At 40.2% G+C, this 24,821-nt stretch carries 30 protein-coding genes and 1 pseudogene; 22 read left to right on the top strand and 9 right to left on the bottom strand.

Features of this window, described 5'->3' with window-relative positions:
* Window positions 1-39: 39 nt before the first annotated feature.
* Window positions 40-834 (bottom strand): N-acetylmuramoyl-L-alanine amidase, encoded by a 795-nt coding sequence (locus CD004_RS00930; RefSeq protein ID WP_102261045.1) that lies wholly within the window; start codon window positions 832-834, stop codon window positions 40-42.
* A gap of 162 nt (window positions 835-996) precedes the next feature.
* Here CD004_RS00930 and CD004_RS00935 point away from each other — a divergent pair, with 162 nt between their 5' ends.
* Together CD004_RS00935 and putP are read left to right on the top strand one after the other, a co-directional pair.
* Window positions 997-1,314, top strand: a complete 318-nt coding sequence (locus CD004_RS00935) for a hypothetical protein (RefSeq protein ID WP_226678462.1) — start codon at window positions 997-999, stop codon at window positions 1,312-1,314.
* Between the two features lie 536 nt (window positions 1,315-1,850).
* Entirely contained in the window at window positions 1,851-3,320 is a 1,470-nt protein-coding gene (gene putP / locus CD004_RS00940; protein WP_102261046.1) for a sodium/proline symporter PutP, read from the top strand.
* Between the two features lie 707 nt (window positions 3,321-4,027).
* On the opposite strand, the gene CD004_RS00945 is transcribed toward putP, so the two are convergent.
* On the bottom strand, window positions 4,028-4,228 hold the full coding sequence (locus tag CD004_RS00945; RefSeq protein ID WP_102261047.1) for a transcription initiation factor TFIIIB: 201 nt from the start codon (window positions 4,226-4,228) through the stop codon (window positions 4,028-4,030).
* Window positions 4,229-4,515: 287 nt separating this feature from the next.
* On the opposite strand from CD004_RS00945, the gene CD004_RS00950 reads away from it, so the two are divergent.
* Both CD004_RS00950 and CD004_RS00955 read left to right on the top strand, forming a co-directional pair.
* Window positions 4,516-5,010: a fasciclin domain-containing protein gene (locus CD004_RS00950; protein ID WP_102261048.1), complete on the top strand. Its 495-nt coding sequence runs from the start codon at window positions 4,516-4,518 to the stop codon at window positions 5,008-5,010.
* A gap of 150 nt (window positions 5,011-5,160) precedes the next feature.
* Window positions 5,161-6,348: an MFS transporter gene (locus CD004_RS00955; RefSeq protein ID WP_102261049.1), complete on the top strand. Its 1,188-nt coding sequence runs from the start codon at window positions 5,161-5,163 to the stop codon at window positions 6,346-6,348.
* A gap of 242 nt (window positions 6,349-6,590) precedes the next feature.
* Here CD004_RS00955 and CD004_RS00960 read toward each other — a convergent pair whose 3' ends face one another.
* The 3 genes from CD004_RS00960 to CD004_RS00970 are packed head-to-tail and all read right to left on the bottom strand — an operon-like array spanning window position 6,591 to window position 7,902.
* Window positions 6,591-7,058 (bottom strand): SRPBCC family protein, encoded by a 468-nt coding sequence (locus CD004_RS00960; RefSeq protein ID WP_102261050.1) that lies wholly within the window; start codon window positions 7,056-7,058, stop codon window positions 6,591-6,593.
* Window positions 7,059-7,070: 12 nt separating this feature from the next.
* Window positions 7,071-7,493 (bottom strand): DUF1801 domain-containing protein, encoded by a 423-nt coding sequence (locus CD004_RS00965; protein ID WP_102261051.1) that lies wholly within the window; start codon window positions 7,491-7,493, stop codon window positions 7,071-7,073.
* 37 nt (window positions 7,494-7,530) lie between these two features.
* Window positions 7,531-7,902 carry a VOC family protein gene (locus tag CD004_RS00970; RefSeq protein ID WP_102261052.1) on the bottom strand — a complete coding sequence of 124 codons (372 nt, stop codon included), beginning with the start codon at window positions 7,900-7,902 and terminating at the stop codon, window positions 7,531-7,533.
* A 246-nt stretch (window positions 7,903-8,148) separates the two neighbouring features.
* Here CD004_RS00970 and CD004_RS00975 point away from each other — a divergent pair, with 246 nt between their 5' ends.
* The gene (locus CD004_RS00975) at window positions 8,149-8,664 is read left to right on the top strand and encodes a DoxX family membrane protein (protein ID WP_102261053.1); all 516 of its coding nucleotides are present in this window, start codon (window positions 8,149-8,151) and stop codon (window positions 8,662-8,664) included.
* A 354-nt stretch (window positions 8,665-9,018) separates the two neighbouring features.
* Here CD004_RS00975 and CD004_RS00980 read toward each other — a convergent pair whose 3' ends face one another.
* Window positions 9,019-9,756, bottom strand: coding sequence for a YhcN/YlaJ family sporulation lipoprotein (locus tag CD004_RS00980; protein WP_102261054.1), 738 nt, complete (start codon window positions 9,754-9,756; stop codon window positions 9,019-9,021).
* 243 nt (window positions 9,757-9,999) lie between these two features.
* Between CD004_RS00980 and CD004_RS00985 the strand changes: the two genes are divergently transcribed.
* From CD004_RS00985 to CD004_RS01005, 5 genes are all read left to right on the top strand, one after another.
* The gene (locus CD004_RS00985; protein WP_102261055.1) at window positions 10,000-10,515 is read left to right on the top strand and encodes a DoxX family protein; all 516 of its coding nucleotides are present in this window, start codon (window positions 10,000-10,002) and stop codon (window positions 10,513-10,515) included.
* A 607-nt stretch (window positions 10,516-11,122) separates the two neighbouring features.
* A complete protein-coding gene (locus tag CD004_RS00990) occupies window positions 11,123-12,022 on the top strand; it encodes a GNAT family N-acetyltransferase (protein WP_102261056.1) in 900 nt (299 codons plus the stop codon).
* Window positions 12,023-12,134: 112 nt separating this feature from the next.
* Entirely contained in the window at window positions 12,135-12,770 is a 636-nt protein-coding gene (locus tag CD004_RS00995) for a hypothetical protein (protein ID WP_102261057.1), read from the top strand.
* 56 nt (window positions 12,771-12,826) lie between these two features.
* A complete protein-coding gene (locus CD004_RS01000; protein WP_158651448.1) occupies window positions 12,827-13,198 on the top strand; it encodes a hypothetical protein in 372 nt (123 codons plus the stop codon).
* Window positions 13,199-13,341: 143 nt separating this feature from the next.
* A complete protein-coding gene (locus tag CD004_RS01005; protein ID WP_102261059.1) occupies window positions 13,342-13,869 on the top strand; it encodes a YceI family protein in 528 nt (175 codons plus the stop codon).
* Between the two features lie 48 nt (window positions 13,870-13,917).
* Here the strand turns inward: CD004_RS01005 and CD004_RS01010 are convergent, their stop codons facing one another.
* Together CD004_RS01010 and CD004_RS01015 are read right to left on the bottom strand one after the other, a co-directional pair.
* Window positions 13,918-14,373 (bottom strand): GNAT family N-acetyltransferase, encoded by a 456-nt coding sequence (locus CD004_RS01010; RefSeq protein WP_102264944.1) that lies wholly within the window; start codon window positions 14,371-14,373, stop codon window positions 13,918-13,920.
* Between the two features lie 15 nt (window positions 14,374-14,388).
* Window positions 14,389-15,039, bottom strand: coding sequence for a YdeI/OmpD-associated family protein (locus CD004_RS01015; protein WP_102261060.1), 651 nt, complete (start codon window positions 15,037-15,039; stop codon window positions 14,389-14,391).
* Between the two features lie 336 nt (window positions 15,040-15,375).
* On the opposite strand from CD004_RS01015, the gene CD004_RS01020 reads away from it, so the two are divergent.
* The 12 genes and pseudogenes from CD004_RS01020 to CD004_RS01070 all read left to right on the top strand — a co-directional run bounded on the left by CD004_RS01020 (window position 15,376) and on the right by CD004_RS01070 (window position 23,683).
* Complete coding sequence (locus tag CD004_RS01020; RefSeq protein ID WP_102261061.1) at window positions 15,376-15,564, top strand: hypothetical protein; 189 nt, start codon at window positions 15,376-15,378, stop codon at window positions 15,562-15,564.
* Window positions 15,565-15,904: 340 nt separating this feature from the next.
* A pseudogene (locus CD004_RS01025) lies at window positions 15,905-16,033 on the top strand (excalibur calcium-binding domain-containing protein); the annotation flags it as partial.
* 289 nt (window positions 16,034-16,322) lie between these two features.
* The gene (locus CD004_RS01030; protein ID WP_102261062.1) at window positions 16,323-17,255 is read left to right on the top strand and encodes a DNA/RNA non-specific endonuclease; all 933 of its coding nucleotides are present in this window, start codon (window positions 16,323-16,325) and stop codon (window positions 17,253-17,255) included.
* Window positions 17,256-17,475: 220 nt separating this feature from the next.
* Window positions 17,476-17,865: a hypothetical protein gene (locus CD004_RS01035; protein WP_102261063.1), complete on the top strand. Its 390-nt coding sequence runs from the start codon at window positions 17,476-17,478 to the stop codon at window positions 17,863-17,865.
* Window positions 17,866-18,447: 582 nt separating this feature from the next.
* Window positions 18,448-19,323 carry a GNAT family N-acetyltransferase gene (locus tag CD004_RS01040; RefSeq protein ID WP_102264945.1) on the top strand — a complete coding sequence of 292 codons (876 nt, stop codon included), beginning with the start codon at window positions 18,448-18,450 and terminating at the stop codon, window positions 19,321-19,323.
* Between the two features lie 88 nt (window positions 19,324-19,411).
* Window positions 19,412-20,515 (top strand): AI-2E family transporter, encoded by a 1,104-nt coding sequence (locus CD004_RS01045; protein WP_102261064.1) that lies wholly within the window; start codon window positions 19,412-19,414, stop codon window positions 20,513-20,515.
* A gap of 262 nt (window positions 20,516-20,777) precedes the next feature.
* Complete coding sequence (locus CD004_RS01050) at window positions 20,778-21,125, top strand: hypothetical protein (protein WP_102261065.1); 348 nt, start codon at window positions 20,778-20,780, stop codon at window positions 21,123-21,125.
* Window positions 21,126-21,383: 258 nt separating this feature from the next.
* Window positions 21,384-21,590 (top strand): helix-turn-helix transcriptional regulator, encoded by a 207-nt coding sequence (locus CD004_RS01055; RefSeq protein WP_102261066.1) that lies wholly within the window; start codon window positions 21,384-21,386, stop codon window positions 21,588-21,590.
* Window positions 21,587-22,039: a hypothetical protein gene (locus CD004_RS01060; protein ID WP_102261067.1), complete on the top strand. Its 453-nt coding sequence runs from the start codon at window positions 21,587-21,589 to the stop codon at window positions 22,037-22,039. The genes CD004_RS01055 and CD004_RS01060 overlap by 4 nt, the downstream gene beginning before the upstream one ends.
* Window positions 22,040-22,144: 105 nt before the next feature.
* The gene (locus CD004_RS24385; protein ID WP_264190996.1) at window positions 22,145-22,279 is read left to right on the top strand and encodes a hypothetical protein; all 135 of its coding nucleotides are present in this window, start codon (window positions 22,145-22,147) and stop codon (window positions 22,277-22,279) included.
* A 335-nt stretch (window positions 22,280-22,614) separates the two neighbouring features.
* A complete protein-coding gene (locus tag CD004_RS01065) occupies window positions 22,615-23,220 on the top strand; it encodes a DedA family protein (RefSeq protein WP_102261068.1) in 606 nt (201 codons plus the stop codon).
* Between the two features lie 241 nt (window positions 23,221-23,461).
* Window positions 23,462-23,683 carry a hypothetical protein gene (locus tag CD004_RS01070; RefSeq protein WP_102261069.1) on the top strand — a complete coding sequence of 74 codons (222 nt, stop codon included), beginning with the start codon at window positions 23,462-23,464 and terminating at the stop codon, window positions 23,681-23,683.
* A gap of 52 nt (window positions 23,684-23,735) precedes the next feature.
* Here the strand turns inward: CD004_RS01070 and CD004_RS01075 are convergent, their stop codons facing one another.
* The gene (locus CD004_RS01075; RefSeq protein WP_102261070.1) at window positions 23,736-24,740 is read right to left on the bottom strand and encodes a DUF3231 family protein; all 1,005 of its coding nucleotides are present in this window, start codon (window positions 24,738-24,740) and stop codon (window positions 23,736-23,738) included.
* Between the last annotated feature and the right edge of the window lie 81 nt (window positions 24,741-24,821).

Consider the following 24,821-nt stretch of genomic DNA (forward strand, 5'->3'; position numbering starts at 1 on the left):
GGCCGAATCCACATCAGGATTCGGCCGCGAAATACATATTTAATCAGTTATGATAAACGCATCGATGCCTTTATCTTCAATTTCCCGGACTCGGGATTCCGCATTCTCGCGGCTAGAAAAAGCACCAGCTTGTACACGGTACCAGGTTTCGCCGGAGATCGTTGACTTCACGACGAAGCTCTCAATGCCTTTTGACTGAAGGAACGATACACGATCATCTGCATTTTCTCTTTCCTTAAAAGAGCCGGCAATCACTTTATAAAGCGTTCCCCGGTCATCTTTTGGTTTTGGCGTAAGATTGAATGCTCTTGCTATCCCATTTGCATGGCCCTGGGCAACATTCTGACGCCAGGACGCCTGCTTCATCAGTGCGGCATCATGGGCATTGTCGATAAAGCCGTTTTCGGAAAGCATTGCATCCATGGCCGATTCGCGCAGGACGTGGAAATCAGCTTTTTTCTTGCCGCGGTCGTTAAGCTGGTTCAATTTCACCACTTCGGCGTGTATGATGTCACGGTATCTTGCAGTAGCGGAGCTATCGGATAAGCTGCTATGGATATAATCCTCATATCCCTGAGCAGTACCGTTAAAAGCGTTGATGTGAATCGACATGTAAAAATCAGCACCCCAGGCATTTGCCTCATCTGTCCGTTGGTTCAAGCTTTTTGTAATATCGCTTGTCCTGCTCATCATCACATTGATATTTTGATAACTATCGATTAGGATGGAGCGAATTCTGCGTGCAATATCCAAAGTCAGGTCCTTTTCCCGGAGTCCGTTCCCCTGAGCGCCAGGATCCGTACCTCCATGGCCGGGATCTAAATAAAGCTTCATTTGAATCTCCTCCTTTTTAGTTGGTCCTTATAGAATATGTCGAAAAATGAAATTGGTAAGGGGGCATGTCCTACATGGGAATAGTTAACTTAATTTGGATGGAACCTTATCTGGTTTAAATCGTAAAACAAAGAAGACAAAACAAGTATCTGAGGTGGTAGGATGGAAACGAAAATGCAGACATCACAAAATGTTGAAATAGAAAGGACGCCTGAAGCGGATTTTAAAAAGGTATTGAATATCATCGGTGTATTCATCTTTGCCGGATTGGCACTGACAAGTGTCACCAATCCGATGCCAGCTAAATATCTCAAGGAGTATATGATGTTCATCGGAGGAAGTGCCATTGTTTATTACTTTTTACTGAACATCTATTTCATAGGGGAAGCATGGAGGAAAGTGTTTTATTCTAGTCTACTCGTCCTCGGAATCGGCAGCCTGTCGATGGCGATTTACCTGTTCAGTCATTCATCACATTAGGAGTATTAAATTCTCGCCTTAATATGGATGAGGTGCAATTAATCATGTTTAGAGCGCAATTCCCGTTTTGTACCGTGCAATTAACATAAACAAGCGTGCAATTATCCCAAATGACCGTGCAATACTAAACTCAACACTGTAATCATCAAATTTTTCAACAGAAAACTCCCTGCTCAAGGGGGTTTTTTATTTTACGAAAAAGTGCTTGTCCAGTCGCTAAATATATAATACAGAATATTCATAATATATTTACTTCAATAAATTTTGTAAGCGTTACCATTACCGTGAGTCTAGTCATGGCGCGGTTTTTCACTGTTCACATAATCGTGTAACATCCTTGAAACAATTTTGGATGTTTGTTAGGTTAAATAACCGTAAGCCCCATGAGGGCAGGAAAAACTTGGACGGCGTGGTTCGGCTGGTTAGCTATTATAACTTTCATGATTAAGAATTCATTTTTATTCTTGAACGTTAGCCGATTTCTATAACCACTATGTTAATTATTTCGTTTAGGGAAAACGAAAAGGAGAGATTTGGTGTCTTTTGAAGTATTAATATCTTTAGGAGTTTATTTTATTGCAATGATCCTGATTGGATTATATGCATACCGCAAAACGTCTGATCTATCAGACTATATGCTTGGCGGCCGTGGTCTTGGACCGTCGGTAACGGCTCTGTCAGCTGGTGCATCCGACATGAGTGGCTGGATGCTGATGGGATTGCCTGGCGCAATGTACACATCGGGTATTTCCAGTGCCTGGATCGCAATTGGGTTATCGATTGGTGCCTATTTGAACTACCTCATCTTAGCTCCAAGACTTCGAACATACACGGAGCTGGCAAATGATTCAATCACAATCCCCGATTTCCTTGAAAACCGCTTTTCAGATACAACTAAAATCCTGCGTTCTGTATCTGCAGTCGTTATTATCATTTTCTTCACGCTGTATACTTCAGCGGGTCTAGTTTCAGGCGGTACTTTGTTTGAGTCGGCATTCGGGCTTGATTATCGTATGGGCTTGTTCGTGACAGCTGGTGTAGTTATTGTTTATACACTGTTCGGTGGTTTCCTTGCTGTTAGTTTGACTGACTTTGTTCAAGGTGTCATCATGTTCCTTGCGCTTGTCTTGGTGCCTGTTGTTGCTTTTACAGAGCTTGGCGGACCTGGAAACGTAATGGACACAGTTGGATCAATCGATCCTACATTGATGGATCTTTTCAAAGGTACAACATTCCTTGGAATTGTTTCTCTATTGGCTTGGGGCCTTGGTTACTTTGGCCAGCCGCATATCATCGTGCGCTTTATGGCGATCAAATCAATGGATGAGCTTAAGCCTGCCCGCAGAATTGCGATGACTTGGATGATCGTATCAATTGTTGGTGCTTTGGCGGTAGGTCTTGTTGGTATTGCTTATGTTCAAGTGAACAACGTTACGCTTGAAAATCCGGAAACAGTGTTCATCATGTTTGCGAACATCCTATTCAACCCATATATCACGGGCTTCCTGCTCGCTGCGATTTTGGCTGCGATCATGAGTACAATTTCTTCGCAGCTGCTTGTTACTTCAAGTGCGTTGACCGAGGACTTTTACAAAGCGTTCTTCCGTCGGGAAGCAAGTGACAAAGAATTGGTATTCGTTGGCCGTGCAGCCGTATTGCTTGTCGCATTAGTAGGTATCGCACTCTCTTACACGCCAAATGATACGATTCTTTCATTGGTTGGTAACGCATGGGCTGGATTCGGTGCCGCATTCGGACCAGTCATGCTATTGAGCCTGTACTGGAAGCAAATGAACCGTTGGGGTGCGCTTGCCGGTATCGTCGTCGGTGCATTGACCGTCATCATCTGGATCAGTATCGATGGCTTGTCAGCATTCTTATATGAAATGGTCCCAGGATTCTTCTTGAGCTTGATTGCAGTCCTTGTTGTAAGTAAAATCACAACTGGACCTGGCAAAGCAGTAAAAGAAGAGTTTAAAGAGATGGAAAACATTATGTCTGAGTAATATAAAAGTAACCAGGCTGCTAGATTGCTCTTTGGAAGTGCGAATTCATAAATAACAGTACAAGTAATGTAGAAAAAAGCATGGTGATTAGCAATTAAATCATCATGCTTTTTAACTTCTGAATTTTATAATTCAAAGTCGTTATGATGGAATTACACTTTCATTTTTAGATGGGGAGTTTTCAAAGAAATAGGCGGAAAAATTCCGCTTAATAAGTAAATTGCACTGAAAAAAGACTAAATAGACGGAGAAATTCCGTCTATTGATTCGAAAAACAATAATTTGGTGGATTTTGCTTGGCATAAGAGGAAAAACTCCGCTTATTTAGCCAAAAACGTGCTCCATTCTGAATATAACCGGAAAAACTCCGCTTATTTTACTTTCGCTGATTTCTCATTTAAGGACCAGACTTCTTTCTCCTGGTGTATCTATTTTATGTTTGGAAATTGCCGTTACTATCAAATTCAACGAAGTATTAACAAGCGTTTTAGCATGTAAACTAACAGCATGAGAATTTCCATTCCCACTTTACTAATTGGTATGCTAATTACAGTGTAAATTATCAAATAAAATTGTCATAAACCTTCCTATACCATTAATAAATAGCATGCTAAATCGTAAGCGATTTAACATGCTATTTGAATTGTTTCTTCCCGTTTTGCACTCCACAAGAGAACCCGTTATAAATTGCTAGCAGCCTGGTTTTTTTATTGTTTAAATTTCTCTGGCTTTTTCACATAGCTTTCTATGATGTATCCACAGTCTGTACAAATAACATGTAAAATTTCTGAACCTAAACTCATTACTTTATTTTCAGGGTACATAACAGCATAGCCAGCATGTTTACCTTTCCCGATTTCCGTTCCGCCGCATTTAGGACATTCTTTCGTATAGTTCACTGGAATCATCCTTTCAAAACATTTACTTATTAGTGAATTTACGATTTAGCTATGCAGTAGGTTTCAAGGACTTTTGATTTTGAAGAATTCTATGTGCCCGAAAAAATGTGTAATGAAAGGTAGCATCGAAAAACTCTATGTCCCAAAATGAAAGTTCACCCATTCAATATTTGAGAAACTTGCCATTAAGAAAGAAGCTTCGTAAATCCATGGATAAATATCCAACTATGTAGAATACTACCTTTTGTAAAATACCGAGGTTATGAATGCCTCTATTGGAAAAAGGAGTGATTCAGATGATGAAGAAATTTGCGGTAGTTCTTTTTGCGATGATGATGGTGATGTCAATTGCAAATCCTGGTTTTGCTGCGGACAACACAGGGAACAAAAAGGATATTGTTGATACGGCCGTAGCAGCAGGCAATTTTAAAATCCTCGCGGCTGCACTGGAAAAAGCCGGATTGGTTGAAACCTTGAAAGGTGAAGGGCCATTCACAGTATTCGCACCGACAGATGAGGCGTTCAATAAGCTTCTGAAGGATCTAGGGATTACAGCAGATGAGTTATTAGCAAGACAGGATCTCAAAGATATCCTGCTGTACCATGTGCTTCCTGGTAAAGTCATGTCAGGCGACTTGAAGGAAGGAATGCAGGCACAGACACTTGCAAAGAAGAATGTAACCATTTCACTTGACCCGGTTCAAGTAAACGATGCGAACGTCGTTACTCCTGACGTTGAAGCATCAAACGGTGTCATTCATGTTATCGACAAGGTTTTGCTGCCAAAATAAGTACGACAGACTGGATTCCATGCGGATTCAGTCTTTTTTAATATGGTCAAGGCCCAGAGGTTCACTACCATGGACATTTATGATGTAAAACGGTATAATTAATTCGGTTTTCGAAATATCATTTACATCTTTGAGTTTGAAGGTGAACGTATGCAAAAAGAAAAATTATGGACGAAAGATTTCATTTCGATTTCTCTAGTGAATTTCGTGATGATGCTTTCGATGTATTTATTGATTGTCACAATGGCTTCCTATGCGACTGATACGTATGGAGCTTCAACGAGCATGGCGGGCTTGGCCTCCAGCATCTTCATCATTGGGGTTCTTTTTGCCAGATTGTATGCCGGCAAGGAAATTGCGAGGATTGGCAGCAAGAAGATGTTAATCGGAGGGATTTTGTTTTTCGTCCTGATAACTGCACTATATTTAATTCCTTCGAATATCTATGTCCTCCTAATCGTCCGTTTTCTTCATGGTGTCGGAATCGGGTTCGCAGCGACAGCAACGGGGACGATTGTGGCACAAGTGGTTCCTGCGAGCAGGAAAGGGGAAGGGATCAGTTATTTCAGCTTGAGCGTGATTTTATCGACCGCGGTAGGTCCGTTGATTGGCCTCGCAATGATCGATGAGTTTGGATATCAGAGCATGTTCATTTTTTCCCTTGTCGTCGGGCTTGCAAGTTTGCCAATCGCCCTTATGGTAAATGAACCTGTTGTGGATGATCAAGGAGAAGGAGAAGCAAGTAAAAGCAGGAGCTTCAGTCTGGCAAACTATTTAGAGCCCAACGCATTGCCAGTTTCCATTGTCATGTTTGTCATTGCGCTTGCTTATTCAGGTACACTATCATTCATCGCGTCATTTGCGAAGGAGGCTGAATTGACAGAGGCAGGCAGCATGTACTTCTTTGTTTATGCGATGGCAGTCTTATTTTCCCGCCCATTCACTGGGAAGCTAATGGACGCAAAGGGTGCGAATAGCGTAGTGTATCCGGCATTGATTGCTTTTGCCCTTGGGATGTATGCATTAAGCCAGGCGCATTCCAGTGCCGTGTTCCTGCTGGGATCCGCGCTCATCGGGTTAGGGTATGGCAATTTCCAATCTGTCGCACAGACGATTGCCATTAAGATGACACCCCCGCACCGTATGGGAATGGCCACTTCGACCTTTTTCATCATGATGGATATCGGAATTGGCTTCGGGCCATTCCTGCTGGGATACATGATCCCGGATTTCGGATACCGCGGATTGTATCTGGCGATGGTGCCATTAATCATAGCAGGTATCTTTATCTATTACTCTTTGCATGGTAAAAAAGAGAAAATGAAGGCTTCAATATAAAAACCTCGCCGAGCTTTGGCGAGGCTTTACCTTTTTACATATTCGGTGAGTAATTCGTATTTTTTTCAACGTCGGTTTCCTCTGTCAATTCTTCCATTTCCATATGCGTCTGAGGGAAACCATTGGCCACCCATTCTGCTCGCAACGCAGAATCAAGCTGGGTAAGCCCTCTTTCAGCGGGGAGTTAGAGCTATTCTAAAGAAAAAGCTGCCATGTAATCATGACAGCCAACTACTCTATAACTACATCTTTTCCATCATCTTCTGGTCGAGATGTTCAAGGATCATTTCCCAGGCTGAATCATGCCGGCTCTTGGATTGTTCATTAGGAAATCCTTTGTGTGTCAGGCTTAGCTGTGTGCCATTCTCCACTGGTTCAAGCTCGATTGTCACCACGGTTTCGGCACCTTCTGTTCCTCCAGCACCTGTTAACCAGGTGAATTCAATCAGGCGGTTTGGAATTAGCCGCAGAAACCTCCCGTAATGCGGGTGTCGCTGCTCAACTATATCTTCTTCGGTTTTAAAGACGGTCTCAAAGAAGAATACGGAATCGACCTCTGCCTTCATGATCAGCGTTCCTGGTGCGGCAAACCATGTATCGAATTTTTCAGTCCACGCTTGATAGAGGGTATCAGCCGGGGACTCCATTAACCGTTCAACTTTAAAACCAAGCGGTCTCGCTGAAAGGTCTGGTACTGTGATTGGTTCCATTATAATTTCTCCTTATGCAGTGGGATATCTTTCTTTTAAAAATGAAACAGACTGATTAATCAAAGCTTTTAAAACATCCACATCAATATCTGCTACTTTATTTATGTACACACATGCTTTCCCTGAAGTATGTTTCCCGAACTCTTTCAATAACGACTCTCTTTCCGTGTCGCCTGTAGCAAAATATAAGCTGATCTTGGCTTTGCGAGGAGAGAAGCCTACTAGCGGTGCATCTCCTTCGTGGCCAGATTCATATTTATAATGATAGGACCCAAAGCCAATAATGCTCGGTCCCCACATTTTCGCTGGATAACCAGTTGTTTCTGTAAAAATATCTAAGAGTCTATACGCATCTTCACGTTTTTTAGGGTTGTCGACATTTTCAATGAACTCGATGACGCTATTGTCATTCTCCTTCGTTTTCAATTCGTACATAATCAAGACGTCTCCCTTCAATTATTAAATTATGTATTTATCTATGTTGGTCAACAAGAATCTGGTTCCCATCAGGATCCTCAATCGTAAAATGAGCCGGACCCTCTCCAGATTCATCTGCTTCAGTAAGGAACTTAACTCCGTTTCCTTTTAGCTGCTTTTGAAGTTCTCGTACATCCGTGAAGCTTTCCAGATTTTCGGCATTCTCATTCCAGCCCGGATTGAAGGTAAGGATATTTTTTTCAAACATCCCCTCGAACAGTCCGATAATGCAATTTTCATTCTTCATGATCAGCCAATTTTGATTAATGTCTCCTCCCAGGGATTGAAACCCCAGGTTTTCATAAAAAGATTTTGAAGCCGCAATGTCTTTTACAGTCAAGCTTACAGAAAATGCACCGAGTTTCATATTTATCTGCCACCTTTTATAGATTGAAGATTCTGACATACTTGATTACAGTATAGACAAGCATTCTGAAATTTACAATTAACCTTGATAATAGCGGGCAATTAACTTCGAAATTAGTCCTCTGACATAATTTGGTCAAAGCTTTTCAACAGAATTGTGACTAATGTCACAACGCAGTATTCTTTTGCTCTGAATTTGATATCTTAATAGTGTAATAATATTAAATAACTTATTGGAGTGAAGAACATGATTGCAAAGTGGTTAAGAGAAAACAATGTTGCTGCTGGTCTGTTGGCTGTTATAAGAATCTGGCTTGGTTACAACTGGATGACTGCTGGATGGGGTAAATTGACTGGTGAAGGTTTTGACGCATCCGGTTACCTGAAAAATGCTGTGGCAAATCCGGTTAAAGGTCCAGACGGAAACGCAGTGTATGGATGGTACGTGAACTTCCTTGAAAACTTCGCGATCCCGAATGTAGAATTGTTCAACTTCATCGTTCCACTGGGAGAATTCCTTGTCGGACTTGGGTTGCTGCTTGGAACTCTGACAACTGCTGCAATGTTCTTCGGTCTAGTGATGAACTTCAGTTTCTTCCTAGCCGGAACTGTATCTCACAACCCAACTGATATCTTCTTCGGCTTCATCATCCTGTTCGCAGGCTACAACGCAGGTAAATACGGATTAGACCGCTGGGTCGTACCATTTATCCGCAAAACTGTTTTCAAGCGCGGAGAAGAAGCTGCACGAAACGCTGCTTAACTTAGTTAAATCCCCCTTTTAATATATCGGCTGCCAGGTATATCCCGGCAGCCATTTTTATATCTCGGAGAATGAAAATTCCATATTGTCCCAGTGGTCATCTATCCAGGCATTTTCTTCGCGGAACCGTTTGAGGGGAGTGGATTCTCCCGGTTTCTCAACCCGGGCCAATTCCGCTTTTCTCCACCATGTAAGTTTTATTGACCGTACCAGTTTTTAAAGCAAAAGAGGTTTGTACTCCCGATAACCGCTGACAAATGCTGAGACGCACTCATGGGAAAAGGGGAAATCCTGTTTTAGACTGTTTTAGACCAAAACAAAAAAGCATAGGAATTCGATCCTATGCTTTGAATATTATCTTCCGAAAAAGCCGTCCATTGCATTACGGAAGTCTTCGAACATGCCATCTCTGTTTCTGTCGGTGCGGATATCGTCGGCGAATGTTCCCATTCTGTCGTATGCGTTACGGTCAACCGAAACGTATACATTGTCGATCCTTTTATTTGCCTGGCGTACTCTTTGTTCGATTTGCTGCTCCAGCTGCCCATTTTTGCCGTTCATGATGTTACCAGTTGCGTTTCCATTCATGTCTGTATTGCCAATTCCATTCATGTTTCTCATGCCGTTATTATCATTGTCAAAAACATTGTTTCCATTTGTGTTACCAGCATTTTGGCGGTCGCCATTTCCCGCATCACCTTTGCCGTCAATGATTCCATCATTTCCATCACGGCTGTCATCCTGGTCTACTCGTCCATTCTCGGCAAAAGTCCTGCCATTTCCGTCGAGAGCATCATTGATTTCTGCATTTCCGTCGTTCTCAATATTATTATCCGCAAGTCTAACAGCGACATATGCGTTGTTTTCCGAGATGATGACTCGTGCGTCGTCTACTTCCGGCATCTGTTCTACCTGACGCTCCGCGCGATCAGCCAGCTGGAGCCTGTTTCCTTCTGTAGCTGGACCACGTCGAACCTGGGAAATTTCGACTTGCTGTTCCCTGTTGTCGTCGGCTGCATTGTTATTCGCTCCGCATCCAGCCAGTCCCATGGTAAAAACAGCACAGCCTGCGATGATGATTGATTTTTTCATTCCGTTCACTCCTTGTTGTGTATTCGTCTTTATGATGGCTTGAAATCCGGGTGCTATGCAGGGTGAAAAAGAATTTTTTATAATATTGAAGGGGGTGCTTTTTGCAGATAAGGAGGCTTTGTCATAATTCGTTCAAAACATTTCAACAGAAATGTGAAATCATTCACAAATAACCCTATTTTCGAGATTTATTTGATATCTTATAAGTGTACTAATACTAAATAACTTATTGGAGTGAGGAACATGTTTGCTAAATGGTTAAGAGAAAACAATGTTGCTGCTGGTATATTGACTGTCATTAGGGTATGGCTTGGATACAACTGGATGACTGCTGGATGGGGCAAATTAACAGGTGAAGGTTTCGACGCATCTGGATATTTGAAAAATGCCGTGGCAAATCCGGTTAAAGGTCCAGACGGAAACGCAGTGTATGGATGGTATGTGAACTTCCTTGAAAGCTTCGCGATCCCGAATGTGGAAATCTTCAACTTCATCGTGCCGCTAGGAGAATTCCTTGTTGGTCTTGGTTTAATTCTGGGAACTCTGACAACTGCTGCAATGTTCTTCGGTCTAGTGATGAACTTCAGTTTCTTCCTAGCAGGAACAGTATCTCACAACCCAACAGACATCTTCTTCGGATTCATCATCCTGTTTGCAGGCTACAACGCCGGTAAATACGGTTTGGACCGCTGGGTCGTACCATTTATCCGCAAAACAGTTTTCAAGCGTGGAGAAGAAGTCACTCGTAACGTAGCTTAACTTTATTTTAAATCCCCCTTTAAAATAAATAGGCTGCCGGGAAATCCCGGCAGCTTTTTTCTGTTATTAAAGGAGATGAAATCTTTAGGGTTTTATAGTTAAAACCATACACGGACTCATTCGTTTTCAAACGGCCACATTTCCTAGATTGAGTCCTCCGAATGTCCGATAGAACGCTTCTAACGGATACAAATTCGGAATTGAGTCCTCCAAATGTCCGATAGAACGCTTCTAACGGATACAAATTCGGGATTGAGTCCTCTGAATGTCCGATAGAGCGCTTCTAACGGCCACAAATTCGGGATTGAGTCCTCCGAATGTCCGATAGAGCGCTTCTAATGGCCACATTTTCTGGATTCAGTCTTCCGAATGTCCGATAGAGCACTTCTAATGGCCACATTTTCTGGATTCAGTCCTCCGAATGTCCGATAGATCACTTCTAACGGCCACAAATTCGGGGTTCTGTCTTCCGTTTGTCCTATAGAACTCGAACCTAAATAGTCTGATTCTTGTCATTGAAAAACTTTTATTTGATAAAAAAGGAGTGTACGAATGGTTAAGCGAATAAAATATAAAATGATTAATAGGGATTTGGAGAGTGCCGACAGTGCCAAAAATACATAAACCATGGATTAAACTTAAGGAAAATATCGATGATGAGGATTATAAAATAATCAACGAACTTCAGGAACTCTGCCTTCAAACGGATCAAATCGCTCTGAAACTTGAGCTTGATTATAAGCTTGGGGTCACCGATGACAGCAGTAAGGGTGTTAAGGATATAAATGAGTTCATGTACTTCAATGGGGAGTTGCTGATTGGCTATATCGGGGTTTGCAGCTTTGGCGGTCCGTGGGAAGTGAATGGGATGGTGCATCCTGAGTATCGGCGCCAGGGTGTGTTCACCAGGTTGTTTGAGCTGGTCATGGCTGAATGGAAGCGCAGGGATTCAGGCAGTATGCTGTTGCTAAGTGATCGCAACTCGGAATCCGGGCAGAAGTTCATTGCCGGAGTTGGTGCGCAATACAAGCATTCTGAATATGAGATGTTTTTGAAAAAAGATGCTCCGGTCACGACTCCAGACCAGCTGGAGGGCATTGTCTTCAGGAAAGCTACGAACGCGGACGCGAAGGAAATCGCCCGTCAGAACACGATTTATTTTAACGATGAAGTAGAAGTCAACGAAGATGACATGCCTCTGCCTGAGGTAGAGGAAAAGCGCGGGATGACCTCTTATCTTGTTGAAATAGAAGAGCAAATCATCGGGAAAGTAAATTTGCAGCTGACATCGAAGCTTGGTGCCATCTTTGGTCTCGGGGTGTTGCCGGAGCACCGTCGAAAGGGTTATGGCAGGGCACTTCTATTGCTGGCCATTAAAAAGTTGAAGGAAGCGCATGCCCGGGAGATCATGCTTCAGGTAGCTGCGGAAAACTCGAATGCCCTTACCCTTTATAAGTCATGCGGTTTTGAAGAGACATCTACTATGGATTATTTTGAGCTGAAATAAACGATATCCACCTCGTATAAATCGAGGTGGATATTTTTGGATTATTTTGAAACTTACGGGAAAGAGATTCGTAATTATATTATTAACATTATATCTGAATGGGGGGTTACAAATGAATTGGAAAAAAGACTTTAAAACTTCCGCTCTCATCATTTTATTAGCCATCATGGCGATCGCTCTTTTGGATAATGCGCGAACAGCAGATTCTGCAGCGAAGCTTGAGGAGGAACAAGAGCGACTTGAAAAGAAAGTTACTAGTCTAGAAGAAGAAATCGAAAGACGGTCGAGGATGACAGATGATTTAAAGTATGAAAATGATATTTTGGCCTTCGATCTTTCAAACTTGAAAGAAGAATTGGCAGCTTCACAGTCCTCTGTTCAATATCAGGACTTTTTGGATGCAATCAGTGTTGTTGAAGCCTATAAAGCAGAGGAGGACTTTGAAAAAGTCTTTAACTTAATAGCGATTAACAATTTCATAGGATTTACCACCAAGGATAGGGAGGGCAATTGTCCATGCAGTATTACCTTCAAGTATAGTAATTTTGATTGGAGCCCTGGCGTGGTATTAAATCTAAAGGAATTTAGTATCAACAAGGATAAAATCGTCCTTACATATCTTACAGTTGAGGACCTGGAGAATAACTATCAATTTGTTTTGATCAGGAGTAATGGTTCTAGTGATAAGACAGAAAAGTGGTGGATAGAAGAAATTAGGCTTGTAGAGAAGGAGGGGGCTCCATTATAAAATTCGATAAACGGTTTCTCCCGTTAGTGATTTATTTTCTAGTGGTGACCATGCTTTTGCTTTTAACGAAGCAAACGGACTTTAATCTTTCAGGTGTTCATTATCAGTTAGACCAGGAGAATATGATGATGACATTTGAAGTGGGATTTTGGGATAAGCAAGTGGTCGAAAGGCAGGTTACCGCTCAGGAAGCGCTTGAAATCATGATGCCGGTTAATGAGGCGAAGCAATTATGGGAAGTGAATATCTATCTCATTGCTCTTTTTGCTGCTGTTTTTATTGCGCTATTCTTTACTCCTTTAAAACCGAAGAAACATCCAAGATGGTATGTGTTGTTATATCTGATCCTCCTTGTGTCTTTCATGATATGGGATGTTGCGGTTCATCAGGACATTGCAGAGGAGATTGTCAAAATACTTTTATCCTGAATAAAATTTCTGAAAAGTGTATTGACAGTTAAGTCAGTTTCATGATAAATTTATCTCGAATTAAAAATAAATTGTTTCGAGATTTTATTTTTTTGAGGTTATATCTCGAATTCGAGATAAAAACAAAACAGGGGGAATTTAGAATGGCTAAATTTGCAGTAGATCAGGCGCACTCAGCAGTAGGATTTGAAGTGAAACACATGATGGTTTCAAAGGTAAAAGGACAATTCGGCTCTTATACAGCTGACGTTGAGGCAGCGGACCTGACGGATTTAACAACAGCTTCAATCGCATTCAAAATTGACGTAGCAAGCATCGACACACGTAATGAGGACCGTGAAAACCATTTGAAATCAGCAGACTTCTTTGATGTGGAAAACTATCCAACAATCGATTTCAAATCTACAAGCATCACTCGCGACGGCGATGATTACAAAGTAACTGGCGACCTGAAAATCAAGGACGTAACAAAGCCAGTAACATTTGACGTGGAATACGGCGGCAAAGGCACAAACCCATGGGGCGTGGAAGTTTACGGTTTTGAAGCAGAAGCTAAAGTGAACCGCGAAGAATTCGGTCTTACATGGAATGCCCCACTGGAAACAGGCGGCGTTCTAGTCGGCAAAGAAATCAAGATCAAGGTTGAACTAGAAGTGAATCCAGCAGCGTAAATTTAATGTAAAAAGGGCGGCTACCTATTCGGTGAGCCGCCCTTTCCTTTACAGTTCCATCGTCATAAATACACTGTTCGGATCTTCTATATAATCCCCGAATGGAGGGCAATAGACAAAGCCGTATTTTTCATAGAGCTTCCTCGCAGGGATGAATGCCTCCATCGAACCAGTTTCCAGGCTAAGTCTCGAATAGCCGCGCTCCCTGGCTTCCTTGATGATGTAATCGAGCATTGCCTGTGCGACACCTTTTCGGAGGTGAGCGCTGGCGGTCCTCATCGATTTGAGTTCACCATGATGGGAATCAAGCTCTTTCAATGCACCGCAGCCCATCAACTGCTCCTCATTCCAGACTGTCCAGAAGGTAATATCCGGTCCTTTTAACTCATCCAGCCCTAGCGCATGAATGCTCTCGGGAGGAGAGTGAAGTGTCATCCCGTGTAAATGTTCCCCGATTAATGAAATAACCTCAGAACCTGTTAGGTCATCAACTTTAATATTCATCATATACTGCCGACTCTATTTCTTCTTCTGGCGGAAGAGATCCATGGTTTTATACCCTTGTGATAAGACCTCGACCATCTGTGCCTGGCGTTTTTCGCGCGTTTTTTCTTGCTTGGCTGAAAAAATGAATCGAGCCCAATCTTTTTGGTAGCCAGGGGTGAGTTCTTTATAAAATAGTTGCTCATGTGGATAATCTGTTAATAATTTTTCAACATCATGGACGTTGTCCTCGTAATCAGCCACACACTGACTTGCAGCTGTGGACTTTTTGGCTGACTTTTTTTCACGTTTTAATCCCACGACAGTAAACACATCATCCATGCTGACCATTCTCGAAAATTTAATATCACTTTTGTCCACATACCCGTCTTCTCCAAGCTTCATCGCAGGGAAAATTTCATCTCTATGAACATAGGATTTATATCGCTTGTTCCCTTTTTTCGGATAGGCAAAGAATAAGTAACCTTTTTCTTGCAAGTGCCCCTCATTAATGATGCTTCTTGTGTGTTCCACCATTTCCTCGATACTTTCGACAAAAATGAAAATCGCATCATGGTCTCCGGTAAGTTCCGCCTTATAACCATCGAAAAAATCATAATCATCCGATTGGTTGAGTACAGCCAGATTCCTATATTTAGTCAGATTTAATTTATTTATGATTGTCATAATTTACTCCTTTGCCTATAAAGTATTATGTACCAGCAACTAATGGAATCTACTTTTTATGTATCTCTATTATAGAGTATATAAAATGGTATGATGCATATCAAAATGGCTAAAGCATATAAAAAATAAATGAAATGCATAGTTTGGCAAAAAGCGTAGACTATCAGAAACCATTCAGATTTTTTTATTACAGCGTCTTATGGACTGTTTGTGTAAATTATAGCTATATTTATTTCATTTTTATTGGTTGGGAGCGGAGGAATTTGAGAAAAATAGGGTAATAAGCTCATTTACAATTAAACCCAATTTACTTATGCTTTAATTGAGGTGGTAAAAATGATTTGGCTGATAATTGGTGCACCGTTAATTGTTTTGATCATTATTGCTTTGATACTGGAAAAGAAAAAAGGGGCTGTTCCCCCAGAGCCAGGCCACAACCACGGTATTGAATCCGATACAATGAAAAATCAGTATTATACCACTCCGCATAGTGGAGGAAGTGAAGGGAATCCCCCTCAAGGATAATATATATTCAATCATGGTAATTGATTGATGAATTTTTTACTCCCTAATAATGAATTCGGAAGTAAGGTTAAAACTTTGAAGATTTTACCTTATGAAAACAAGGAATCCGCTTATTTTTATACAATGGTAGAAAAATATTATGGGGGTTATATATTTGAAAAAGTATTTAGTAGGTTTCTTTGCTTTATTTTTAATTTTTAGTTTAGGTGCTTGTTCATCTGATAGTTCAACAGCCTCAAAAGCAGAGGCTAAGAATGAGGAGAAGAGTTCTGAGGACAAAGCGAAGACGGAAGCAGAAGCCAAGGCGAAGGCAGAAGCAGAAGCCAAAGCAGCTTCAAGTGGAGGATCTGAGATCTTTGCCAATTGTACTGAACTAAGAAAGAAATATCCAAATGGCGTAGCTTCTGATCATCCAGCCTATCAACCTAAAATGGATAGAGATAAAGATAATTTTGCTTGTGAAAGATAGTGTATTATCACTAAAGTATGGATTATGAATCATCCCTTCTCAACTAATGAGATGGGATTTATTTTTTGCATTTCCTTATCAATTCTTAAACTTAATGACTAATTGTTATATCCGAATGTAGATTTGAATCGTAGTGCTTGAAAAGTAGATTGAATAAATCAGGTTTTTTGAAAAAATAATAGTTGATATTGGAATTTACTATTATCAATAGGCTAACAATGTTAATCTATGTTAACATTCCGAGATTTCTAGAAAGAATAATATGAAACTATTATAGGAGAGTCCTAAAATGAAAATAAACTATCTAATCTTAATTCTAACGACCATCTTTATGGTTGGTTGTACCAACGTAGAAGATGAATCCAGTACAGATGGAAAAACAGGTTCACAAGATGTAACCACAGTTAATACAAACGAAAATAGTGAAAAAGAAGAAACCAGCTCTACAGTTGTCGATGAAACAGTAGTAGAGGAAAAACCAACCCAATCAAATGATGAACTGTTCTCAGGGTACAAACGTATTGAAGTTGACGGTGGGGATCTGTCTGGATCTCGTGAACCTAATGTCGTCGTTGACATTGGTTATGGTGACCGTGAATATTGGGCATTTACTAATGAATACGGCCAACTAGTGCGTGTCATTGCTGAAGAAATCATTCTACAAGATGACCGCAACGAACCTGTATTATCTTCTGGCAGATACTACTCTGATGAAGCAAAGGTTCCCGGTGTCGTAAGTGACGTTTTAGATGAAGGGCATGTTATTGCTGATTCTCTCGGAGGAGTATCGAATGCTTATAATATTACCCCACAAGATAGTGCACTCAACCGACATGGTGATCAAGCTTATATGGAAGAAGTGATCCGTAGCGCAGGCGGAGCCACGCATTTTGAAGCAATCATCACATATCCGAATAATCAAACGCAGATTCCTTCAAGCTATAAGTATACTTATACTTTAATGGGTAACGAAATCGTTGATGAATTTGACAATGTGAACCCTGAAATAGTAAATGCATCACTCGGTTCAACAGGCAGTGATCCTTCCAATTCAACTGGTTCAAACACAAGCGGTGATATTTCTAGTGTTGATACAAACGGAAATGGACAGGTGACGATTAAAGAAGCAAAAGCAGCAGGTTTTAGTATGCCAATAACGAGTGATCACTGGTTATACCCATATATGGACGATCGTGATAACGACGGTATGGTTGGTGAGTAAGCCCCTAGAACTTTGAGGCAAAATAAATGAACGAAAGAACATTTTCCTCAATGGATGATTTTTAGGGATCTCCTTTTGGGTGCGTTGATCTTGGAAGGATTAACGCACTTTTTGTGCGAAATTTTTTATGGGAATAACGATGCAGGTGTGTTGAAGAAGGAAATAGCTCCTTTTGGAAGAGTTATAACTTTTAAATAAAACCATACAAGGAGTTCTTATATTGAAAAAGATACTTGTGCTCTTACCTATGAGTTTAATTTTAATAGTAACAATTGCACTTTTTAAAGTTAAGGAAAATAGTATAGAATATACAAGTTTGAGTAAGAGTCAACTTCCGATAGCGATCCGAAAAGATTTACAAAAAAATCCTGATGATAAATTCACTATTTACAATGATGAAAAGTTTACTTATGTATTATATAAAGCTGAACATAAGACTAATGAATATATGAATACGGATTTAAAACTAACTAAGCAGAATGGAAATTATGTTGTTAATGCCATTATTGACAAAGCATCAGACGAAACTAATGTTTCTTACGACAAAATAATTAGGTTTAAAAAAGTCCCCCAAAATGATATTGAGCTAAATGAAATCGACAAAAGATAAATATCCTTATCGCACTAACGGTGCAGGATAGTGAAGGCAAATTTGAGTTCCCAACAAGACTTAAAATAACCGGAGATTCTCCGGTTAGTGTGAAGAATATGGCTCGGTTGGGTGGAAATAAGCGGAGAATTTCCGATTAAATGGTGCAAAATTGTCCATTTGCCTGTTTTTTGAGTCGATAGTCGGAATTTCTCCGGCTATTTGAGCTATTTTTAAAGCTTTTTCGAAATTAAGGGGAATTTCTCCGCTTATTTATCAACTCGCCGCTGCTTCCCTTATCCGTGACCGGGCTGTGCGTGGCAGAAAAAAGTATTCTTGAATAACCACGGACCGCTTATTGAACTATTGGGTGCTTATGCTGAATAATAATGAATTATATTTTGGAATTGAAAACAAGAAATTAGAAAATGGCGAGTTAGAACTGATGTCAGTTTGCACGCCATTTTCATTGATAAGATTTGTATCCTTTCTGTTATGCAGGAGAAGTATTTGTAGAGTATCATGCACTGGAGGATATATATTGCTGGACTTTTTGTTATGCTGTTTTTATCAGAAAAGTCTTTTAATATGGGAGTTTATTCTATGGTGCAAATTGAATTTATGAAAAATGATGAAGTCGATATTGTTGCTAAGTTCATTTCGGAAATTAATAGTGTTGAAGAATCGCATATTGGTTATTGTGGCAAGGATCCTAAGGAGATTGCTTATTCATTAAGGAAGGATATTTCAGATATCCCCTGTGATCACAGCTTCTTGACTGTCTATGAGGAAGGTGGACTTATTGGTGTATTAGGTTTTGATGCAGGTCTGGAAAGCAATAGTGCGGAAATTTGGGGTCCATTTGTTAAGGGTGATAGGCGGGATATTGTTAGTCCACTGTGGAATAGAATGATTGAATTACTTCCCGAAGAAATAAACTCGATTAGTTTATTTCCTAATAGCAAGAACAAACAAGTCCTTCAACTTGCTAACGACTTTTCATTTACCAGACATAGTGACCAAACCATATTGAATTTCAACCGAAATAGAACGGCTGAATTAGATGAGGTCCCTATTTTAGAATTAAAGGAAGAGTATTTTAAAGAAATGAAACAGCTGCATGATCAATCTTTTCCTGATACTTATTACAATGGGCAACAAATTATTGCCCGACTGAATGAGGATAGAAAGGTTTTTATAATTGTTAAAAATGGTCATCTAAGCGGCTATATTTATGTTGAAGCTCAACCTGAATATGGAGAAGCGAGTATTGAGTTTTTCGCTGTTGAGGAAAGTGAGAGAGGAAAGGGAATAGGACGGGAGCTATTAACTGTTGCACTAAAATGGCTTTTTACGATTGAGAGTATCGAATCGATTACGCTTTGTGTTAATTCAAGTAATCAGAATGCTATAAATCTGTATAAGAAAGTTGGATTTCAACATGTACATGATTTATGTTTTTTTACAAAAAGCTTATAACTGAACACAGGATTAGAAAAACAATATGTTTTAACCCGAAATTTTGGTATAATTTTACCAAAATAACCTAAAGCAAGAGGTACATACTTTGACTAAATCTAAACTGCAATTTTGGCTGATTCAAATTTTGCTTATCACGACGATTATTTATGTTTCTACAAAGATTTCATTTATGTTTGAACCAATTGGGATTTTTATCTCAACTGTGTTCTTTCCAATTCTGATTACTGGATTCCTTTATTTCCTGCTGAATCCGGTGGTGGATTTTCTGCAACGAAAAAAAATACCGCGTGTACTCGCAATATTGATCATTTATGTGGTGTTTGGCGCGCTTCTTGTTTTGGCAATCGGGAATTTAGTTCCGGCGGTTTCCAAGCAGGCGACAGAGCTTGCGAATGATCTCCCTGTCTTTGCTGACAAGACGATGGAGTATTTTTACGATGTTGTTCAGTCTTCTGAGTTTAAAAGCTTTAGGGATGAGCAGCGTGAAATGATTGATACGGTGCAGGAACGCGTAATTGAGTATGCAAATACGATACCGACCAAACTGACGAATGGACTCAAAGGCTTTTTGGGCATCGTCACCAATATCGCGATCATCCTTGTTACCGTTCCATTTTTATTATTTTACATGTTCAAGGACGGTCACAGATTCCCGCTTGCTGTTTCGAAGTTCATTCCGAAAGATTACCGTGATGAGGGGCTTAAAATCCTGAAAGAAACCGGTGAAACGCTGGCTGCTTACATCCAGGGGCAGGTAACGGTTGCCCTGGCGGTTGGGGTGCTGGCTTTCATTGGGTATTTAATCATTGATTTACGCTATGCATTGATTCTCGCGTTAATAGTCGCCTTCACAAACATTATCCCTTATGTCGGGCCGATTATTGGCGGAGCGCCTGCTGTGCTAGTGGGTCTCTTTGATTCTCCGACAAAGGCTTTGCTTGTAGTAGTGGTGATCCTGGCAGCGCAGCAAATTGAAGGAAACTTGCTGTCTCCGCTCATTCTTGGGAAAACCCTGGATACTCATCCGGCAACAATCATCATTGTTTTATTGGCTGCCGGAAATCTGGCCGGCGTACTGGGAATGGTGTTAGCGGTCCCAACCTACGCCGTCACAAAAACAATCGTATTGAACCTAGTCCGATTTTTAAGGGCAAGGAAACGAGCAACGATTACCACAGAGGTAACCTGAGTCATAAACTAACAAGAGAATCCTGTCATTAGTATTTGGCGATAGAGCTGTCTGTATTGAAGCCGCTATCGCTTTTTTTATACGAAGGTTATTTCAAGTAAGTTCAGCGAAGTCGATGTGGAGCAAAAGGGCGACGCACTTAAATTGATGTTTAAGAATGAAAAGGTTGATGGTTCAGGAAAAGGCACCTTCGTTAAAATCAATTTCAATCCTGATGTTATTAAAGAGTTTGTGCTGGATTCTGAGTAAGGTGGGGGATGGAATGAAGAAATGGATGTGGCTGCTACTATTGGTGGGTTTAATTACTGTGGCATCGATCGCTGTAATACTAAAGCCGGATGAAGCAGACTTTGCAAGCTGGATGGAAGAGACTTATGAAATACAATGCCTTGATGAACGCTGTGGTGCCTTTCATATTGAAGATGGTGATGAAAAAATCTTACTGCAATCTATGCACGGTAGTTATTCACCAGGAATTTTTCAAATGAGAGTGCACGAGGCTTACCGGAATCTTGATGATCCTTCCTATTATCTAGAACTTGAAGTAGCGGGTTTCCTTGGAAATATAACGATTGAAGAGGAAAAGGTAAGAAGAATAAACAAGAGGTAAAGTAATGATTTTCCGATATGGAAAGCATTTTTAATAAGAAGTAATATGGTGCTATTCAGATTTGGAGAAGCATTTTTAATAAGAAGAAATATGGTGCTATTCAGATTTGGAGGAGCTTTTTTTAATAAGAAGTAATGTGATGCTTTTCAGATTTGGGAAAGCATTTTTTTCTTAATAATGTAAGGTTTACTTGACACTCGGAGTGGATAATTGTAATTTATATGTAAGGTTAACCTTACACGAGAAGAGGAATCCGTCTTGAAAAACAAAGTGAAAAAATTGAGGGAACAATTCGGCTTAACGCAAGCGCAGCTGGGCCAGAAGGTAAATGTATCACGGCAGGCGATCAATGCAATTGAAAAAAATAAATTCGATCCTTCGATCTGGCTGGCCTATGATTTAGCAAAATTTTTCAATATGAGCATTGAAGAATTATTTGAGTTTGAGGAGAGTGAGCGAAAGTGAGTTTACTAAAACATCCGGCTGTTAATATTCTTTTCATTAGTTTTATGTCCGCAATCTATTCATTCATTTTTATTTTTACAGCTGGTCATATGGAATTTATAAGTATTCTTTCACATGGTGAGACACTGAACTCGAATTTTTGGAACGGGTGGTCCGACTTTTTAAAAACAGGCAATATGAAATTCATTGGATACTTGATCATTGGATTAACTGTTGTGATTGTCGTTTTTATACTTGTAAAAAGAACGAAGCAATACGATGAATATCAAGTGAGTATATTAGCGAAAAGCCTGTTTCTGGCGGGAGTATTATCAATCATTATGGTACCGTTTCTGATGATCATGCTTTTGAGTGACCCAAACTACAGTACGGAAACCATCTTTTTATTTGCGGCGATCCAATGGGTAAGTGTATTGGTTTCGTATTTAATTTTTGTAGTGCGGTCTTAAGTACGAAGTTTTTCCATAAAAGTACAAGGACTTTTCAATACTTAGAACTCCATAACTGAACATAATAAAAGAGTGTTTTTACTAAACAATGGAGGACAAGAGTTGATGGGCGAAACAAAAGATGAACTTAAACAACAGCTTAGTGTATTAACTGCTCGGAGGGACCGGATGCAGAAGAATCTATACGAGGTTGAGAAGGAAATCGCGGAAATCACCAATAAGCTAGCTAAACTGAAGTAAGAACGGCACAAGAGGAATCTTCAAAAAACAGGCAAAGGGAACGTCCCTTTGCCCATTTCGTAAAACACCTTAATGCTTCCAAGTATTTGATTGACAAGACTTCGATACGCCTTTAATATTTACTTATTAATTGAATACTCCTAAAGGGGAGTAGCTTTTACAGCAAGGTCGTCATTACGGAGTTCTTGACTCTCGGCTTTGTTGGCAACCACTGTTGTTAGCAAGACCTTTACCATATTAGTGGTAAGGGTCTTTTTTGTCTGAAAAACCTTTGCCTGTAAGACGGTAAAGGTTTTTTCTTTTATTGAATGAACATTAAACTTAAGGAGAATGACATGGAAAAATGGTTAATTGGAATAATGGAGGAGTTCGGCTATACAGGTGTTATGTTCTTGATTGCACTGGAAAACATCTTTCCTCCCATTCCATCCGAAGTTATTTTAACTTTTGCTGGATTTATGACTGCCTCAACGGATTTTACTATTACTGGCGTTATCTTAGCTTCCACCATGGGTTCACTGTTGGGGGCGGTACTGCTATATGGTATAGGGCTGCAGTTGGGCGTGAAAAAGTTGGAGAGGATTGTTGATCGATGGGGCTATCTTCTTCGGGTTACCAAAAATGATATTTACAAAGCGGATTCCTGGTTTAATCGCTATGGAGCATGGACCGTTTTATTTTGCCGGGTCATTCCTTTGCTTCGCAGTCTGATTTCCATTCCTGCTGGTATATCAGGGATGAGATTTAGGACATTCCTGCTGTTCACAACAATTGGCACGTTGATTTGGAATACAATTCTCGTATACTTAGGTGCATCTGTCGGAGCCTCCTGGGAGGAGATTGTTGAGTATATAGATGTTTACTCTAAGTTTATTTATATATTTCTACTACTGATCTCAGTCATCCTGTTATTTGTGTTGGTTTTAAGGAAGAGGAAATGATAGGGAGAAGTGGCAAAGGGAATCTAAGCACTTCCTTTTTGCTTCTTTTAACGTACTTCCGAAAGAAGTCTCCCTCTTCAGCGAGCTTGGTCCATTTCGTCAGCTACCAAAAGTGGCGATTACCCAAGAAGCCCTCATCAAGCAACCTGTAAGGGTGGCAAGTGGTGGGTAGTTCACGAGGAATATATCTCTTTTTGTTGAAATTCATTAGTGTAACGACGGAATGAAAAGGTGGTATTCGATGAAGTTCAATCGTTTGGTAAGGATAATATTTGTTCCTTTATTATTATTTTTCCTTGGCCTGTTCTATATTGAAGTGTCCGTTTATTCAGTGCTGCCTCCAGAACAAGGCGGAATGAGTTTTTGGACAGAATTGAAGAATGTCTGGTATCGTTCTGTATCGTTTTATGCCATGGTCATGATTGTTTCCTTTTTTCTTTATGTTCGTTTTATACATAAATGAAAGTAGCGAAAAATAAAAATGTCCCTCCATATGCGGAAGGACATCATAACTATCAGTTATCGTTTGCGAGTTCTTTTCGATTGGGAGCCAGTGGGGGTTGTTCTAACCATTTATTTTTTTCCATAATATCAAACCATTTCTTTGTCACCAATAAATTTTTCAGGATTATGGTTTCATAAGTAGCTATAAGGTCTGTCCGCATGGCAGATGCCAAACCGGTTCCGTGATAGACTTGAGCAGCCTGGAACAAGAAGCCGGTATGATACATCATCAGTTTATCTGAAAAAGGAGAGTCCGTTGATGTAGTGACTTCTGTCTCCCACGACCGGGGAGTTGGCAAATTATCCTGGTGCATGATTTTGGAAAAAGTTTGTATTTGTTGATCAGCTGATTTCTCTGAATCCGAAAAAAACTTTCTAACTTCCTTTGAGTGGGCAACTTGACTGAAAGCAATAGAGAGAGTTTTAGCCATAATACTCTTTTTTATGTTGAAAGATATACTTATAATTTCTGTCGCAGATAAATTTCTTCCCTTTCCCAATATTCCGTCTGTAAAATCTTCACTCTCAACAAACTCAGGGTTCTTGGCAGGATAAAACAAAGGATCTCTTTGGAAACTGCCTTTCTCAAGTAAAAGTTCAATTGTCTGGTGGTACATTTTTTTCCCATCGTTATCGCATGAATCGTAAAAATCCCTTAAGTCTTTTCTGACTGAAACTCCTAAGGCAGTGATATGTCCAACCAATCCATGCAATGTCATGATATGTAAATAATTCAAACAAAAAATATCGGAGAACAATCTTTTTGCCCCTTTGTTTATATCCGCTTCACTAAATCCTACTGGAACTGGAAAACCTTCATTCTCTAAAAATGTAACCATTTGTTTCTTTTGTCGTTCAAATGTCGAGATGGCATCCTCAAAAATTGCCTTGATGGCTTCATCTTCAATAATTGTGTACATATATCGATTCACTGTATCGATCATTGTCCCGTTTACATATTCGCCCCACAAGGTTCCTATTTCAGAAGAAGTTAGTTGTATTTTATCCTTGTCCATATTTTCACCTCCACAGTATTATTTCCTCATTCAGGTAAAAATATGAATATTCATGTGTCCAAGATTGGTATTTAATATCAA

This window comes from Mesobacillus jeotgali, assembly GCF_002874535.1.
Lineage (GTDB): Bacteria > Bacillota > Bacilli > Bacillales > Cytobacillaceae > Mesobacillus > Mesobacillus jeotgali.

Excerpts from the sequence above, each read along its gene's own strand:
- CD004_RS00970 (WP_102261052.1), bottom strand. The coding sequence starts at position 7,902 with ATGAAACTCGGTGCATTTTCTGTAAGCTTGACTGTAAAAGACATTGCG.
- CD004_RS01070 (WP_102261069.1), top strand. The coding sequence starts at position 23,462 with ATGAAGTTCAATCGTTTGGTAAGGATAATATTTGTTCCTTTATTATTA.
- CD004_RS01030 (WP_102261062.1), top strand. The coding sequence starts at position 16,323 with ATGAAAATAAACTATCTAATCTTAATTCTAACGACCATCTTTATGGTT.
- CD004_RS00975 (WP_102261053.1), top strand. The coding sequence starts at position 8,149 with ATGATTGCAAAGTGGTTAAGAGAAAACAATGTTGCTGCTGGTCTGTTG.
- CD004_RS00945 (WP_102261047.1), bottom strand. The coding sequence starts at position 4,228 with ATGATTCCAGTGAACTATACGAAAGAATGTCCTAAATGCGGCGGAACG.
- CD004_RS00985 (WP_102261055.1), top strand. The coding sequence starts at position 10,000 with ATGTTTGCTAAATGGTTAAGAGAAAACAATGTTGCTGCTGGTATATTG.
- CD004_RS00935 (WP_226678462.1), top strand. The coding sequence starts at position 997 with ATGGAAACGAAAATGCAGACATCACAAAATGTTGAAATAGAAAGGACG.
- CD004_RS01015 (WP_102261060.1), bottom strand. The coding sequence starts at position 15,039 with ATGACAATCATAAATAAATTAAATCTGACTAAATATAGGAATCTGGCT.
- CD004_RS00930 (WP_102261045.1), bottom strand. The coding sequence starts at position 834 with ATGAAGCTTTATTTAGATCCCGGCCATGGAGGTACGGATCCTGGCGCT.
- CD004_RS01065 (WP_102261068.1), top strand. The coding sequence starts at position 22,615 with ATGGAAAAATGGTTAATTGGAATAATGGAGGAGTTCGGCTATACAGGT.
- CD004_RS01075 (WP_102261070.1), bottom strand. The coding sequence starts at position 24,740 with ATGGACAAGGATAAAATACAACTAACTTCTTCTGAAATAGGAACCTTG.
- CD004_RS00980 (WP_102261054.1), bottom strand. The coding sequence starts at position 9,756 with ATGAAAAAATCAATCATCATCGCAGGCTGTGCTGTTTTTACCATGGGA.
- CD004_RS01010 (WP_102264944.1), bottom strand. The coding sequence starts at position 14,373 with ATGAATATTAAAGTTGATGACCTAACAGGTTCTGAGGTTATTTCATTA.
- CD004_RS00995 (WP_102261057.1), top strand. The coding sequence starts at position 12,135 with ATGAATTGGAAAAAAGACTTTAAAACTTCCGCTCTCATCATTTTATTA.
- CD004_RS24385 (WP_264190996.1), top strand. The coding sequence starts at position 22,145 with ATGGGCGAAACAAAAGATGAACTTAAACAACAGCTTAGTGTATTAACT.
- CD004_RS00955 (WP_102261049.1), top strand. The coding sequence starts at position 5,161 with ATGCAAAAAGAAAAATTATGGACGAAAGATTTCATTTCGATTTCTCTA.
- CD004_RS00965 (WP_102261051.1), bottom strand. The coding sequence starts at position 7,493 with ATGTACGAATTGAAAACGAAGGAGAATGACAATAGCGTCATCGAGTTC.
- CD004_RS00950 (WP_102261048.1), top strand. The coding sequence starts at position 4,516 with ATGATGAAGAAATTTGCGGTAGTTCTTTTTGCGATGATGATGGTGATG.
- CD004_RS01005 (WP_102261059.1), top strand. The coding sequence starts at position 13,342 with ATGGCTAAATTTGCAGTAGATCAGGCGCACTCAGCAGTAGGATTTGAA.
- CD004_RS01040 (WP_102264945.1), top strand. The coding sequence starts at position 18,448 with ATGGTGCAAATTGAATTTATGAAAAATGATGAAGTCGATATTGTTGCT.
- CD004_RS01020 (WP_102261061.1), top strand. The coding sequence starts at position 15,376 with ATGATTTGGCTGATAATTGGTGCACCGTTAATTGTTTTGATCATTATT.
- CD004_RS01050 (WP_102261065.1), top strand. The coding sequence starts at position 20,778 with ATGAAGAAATGGATGTGGCTGCTACTATTGGTGGGTTTAATTACTGTG.
- CD004_RS00960 (WP_102261050.1), bottom strand. The coding sequence starts at position 7,058 with ATGGAACCAATCACAGTACCAGACCTTTCAGCGAGACCGCTTGGTTTT.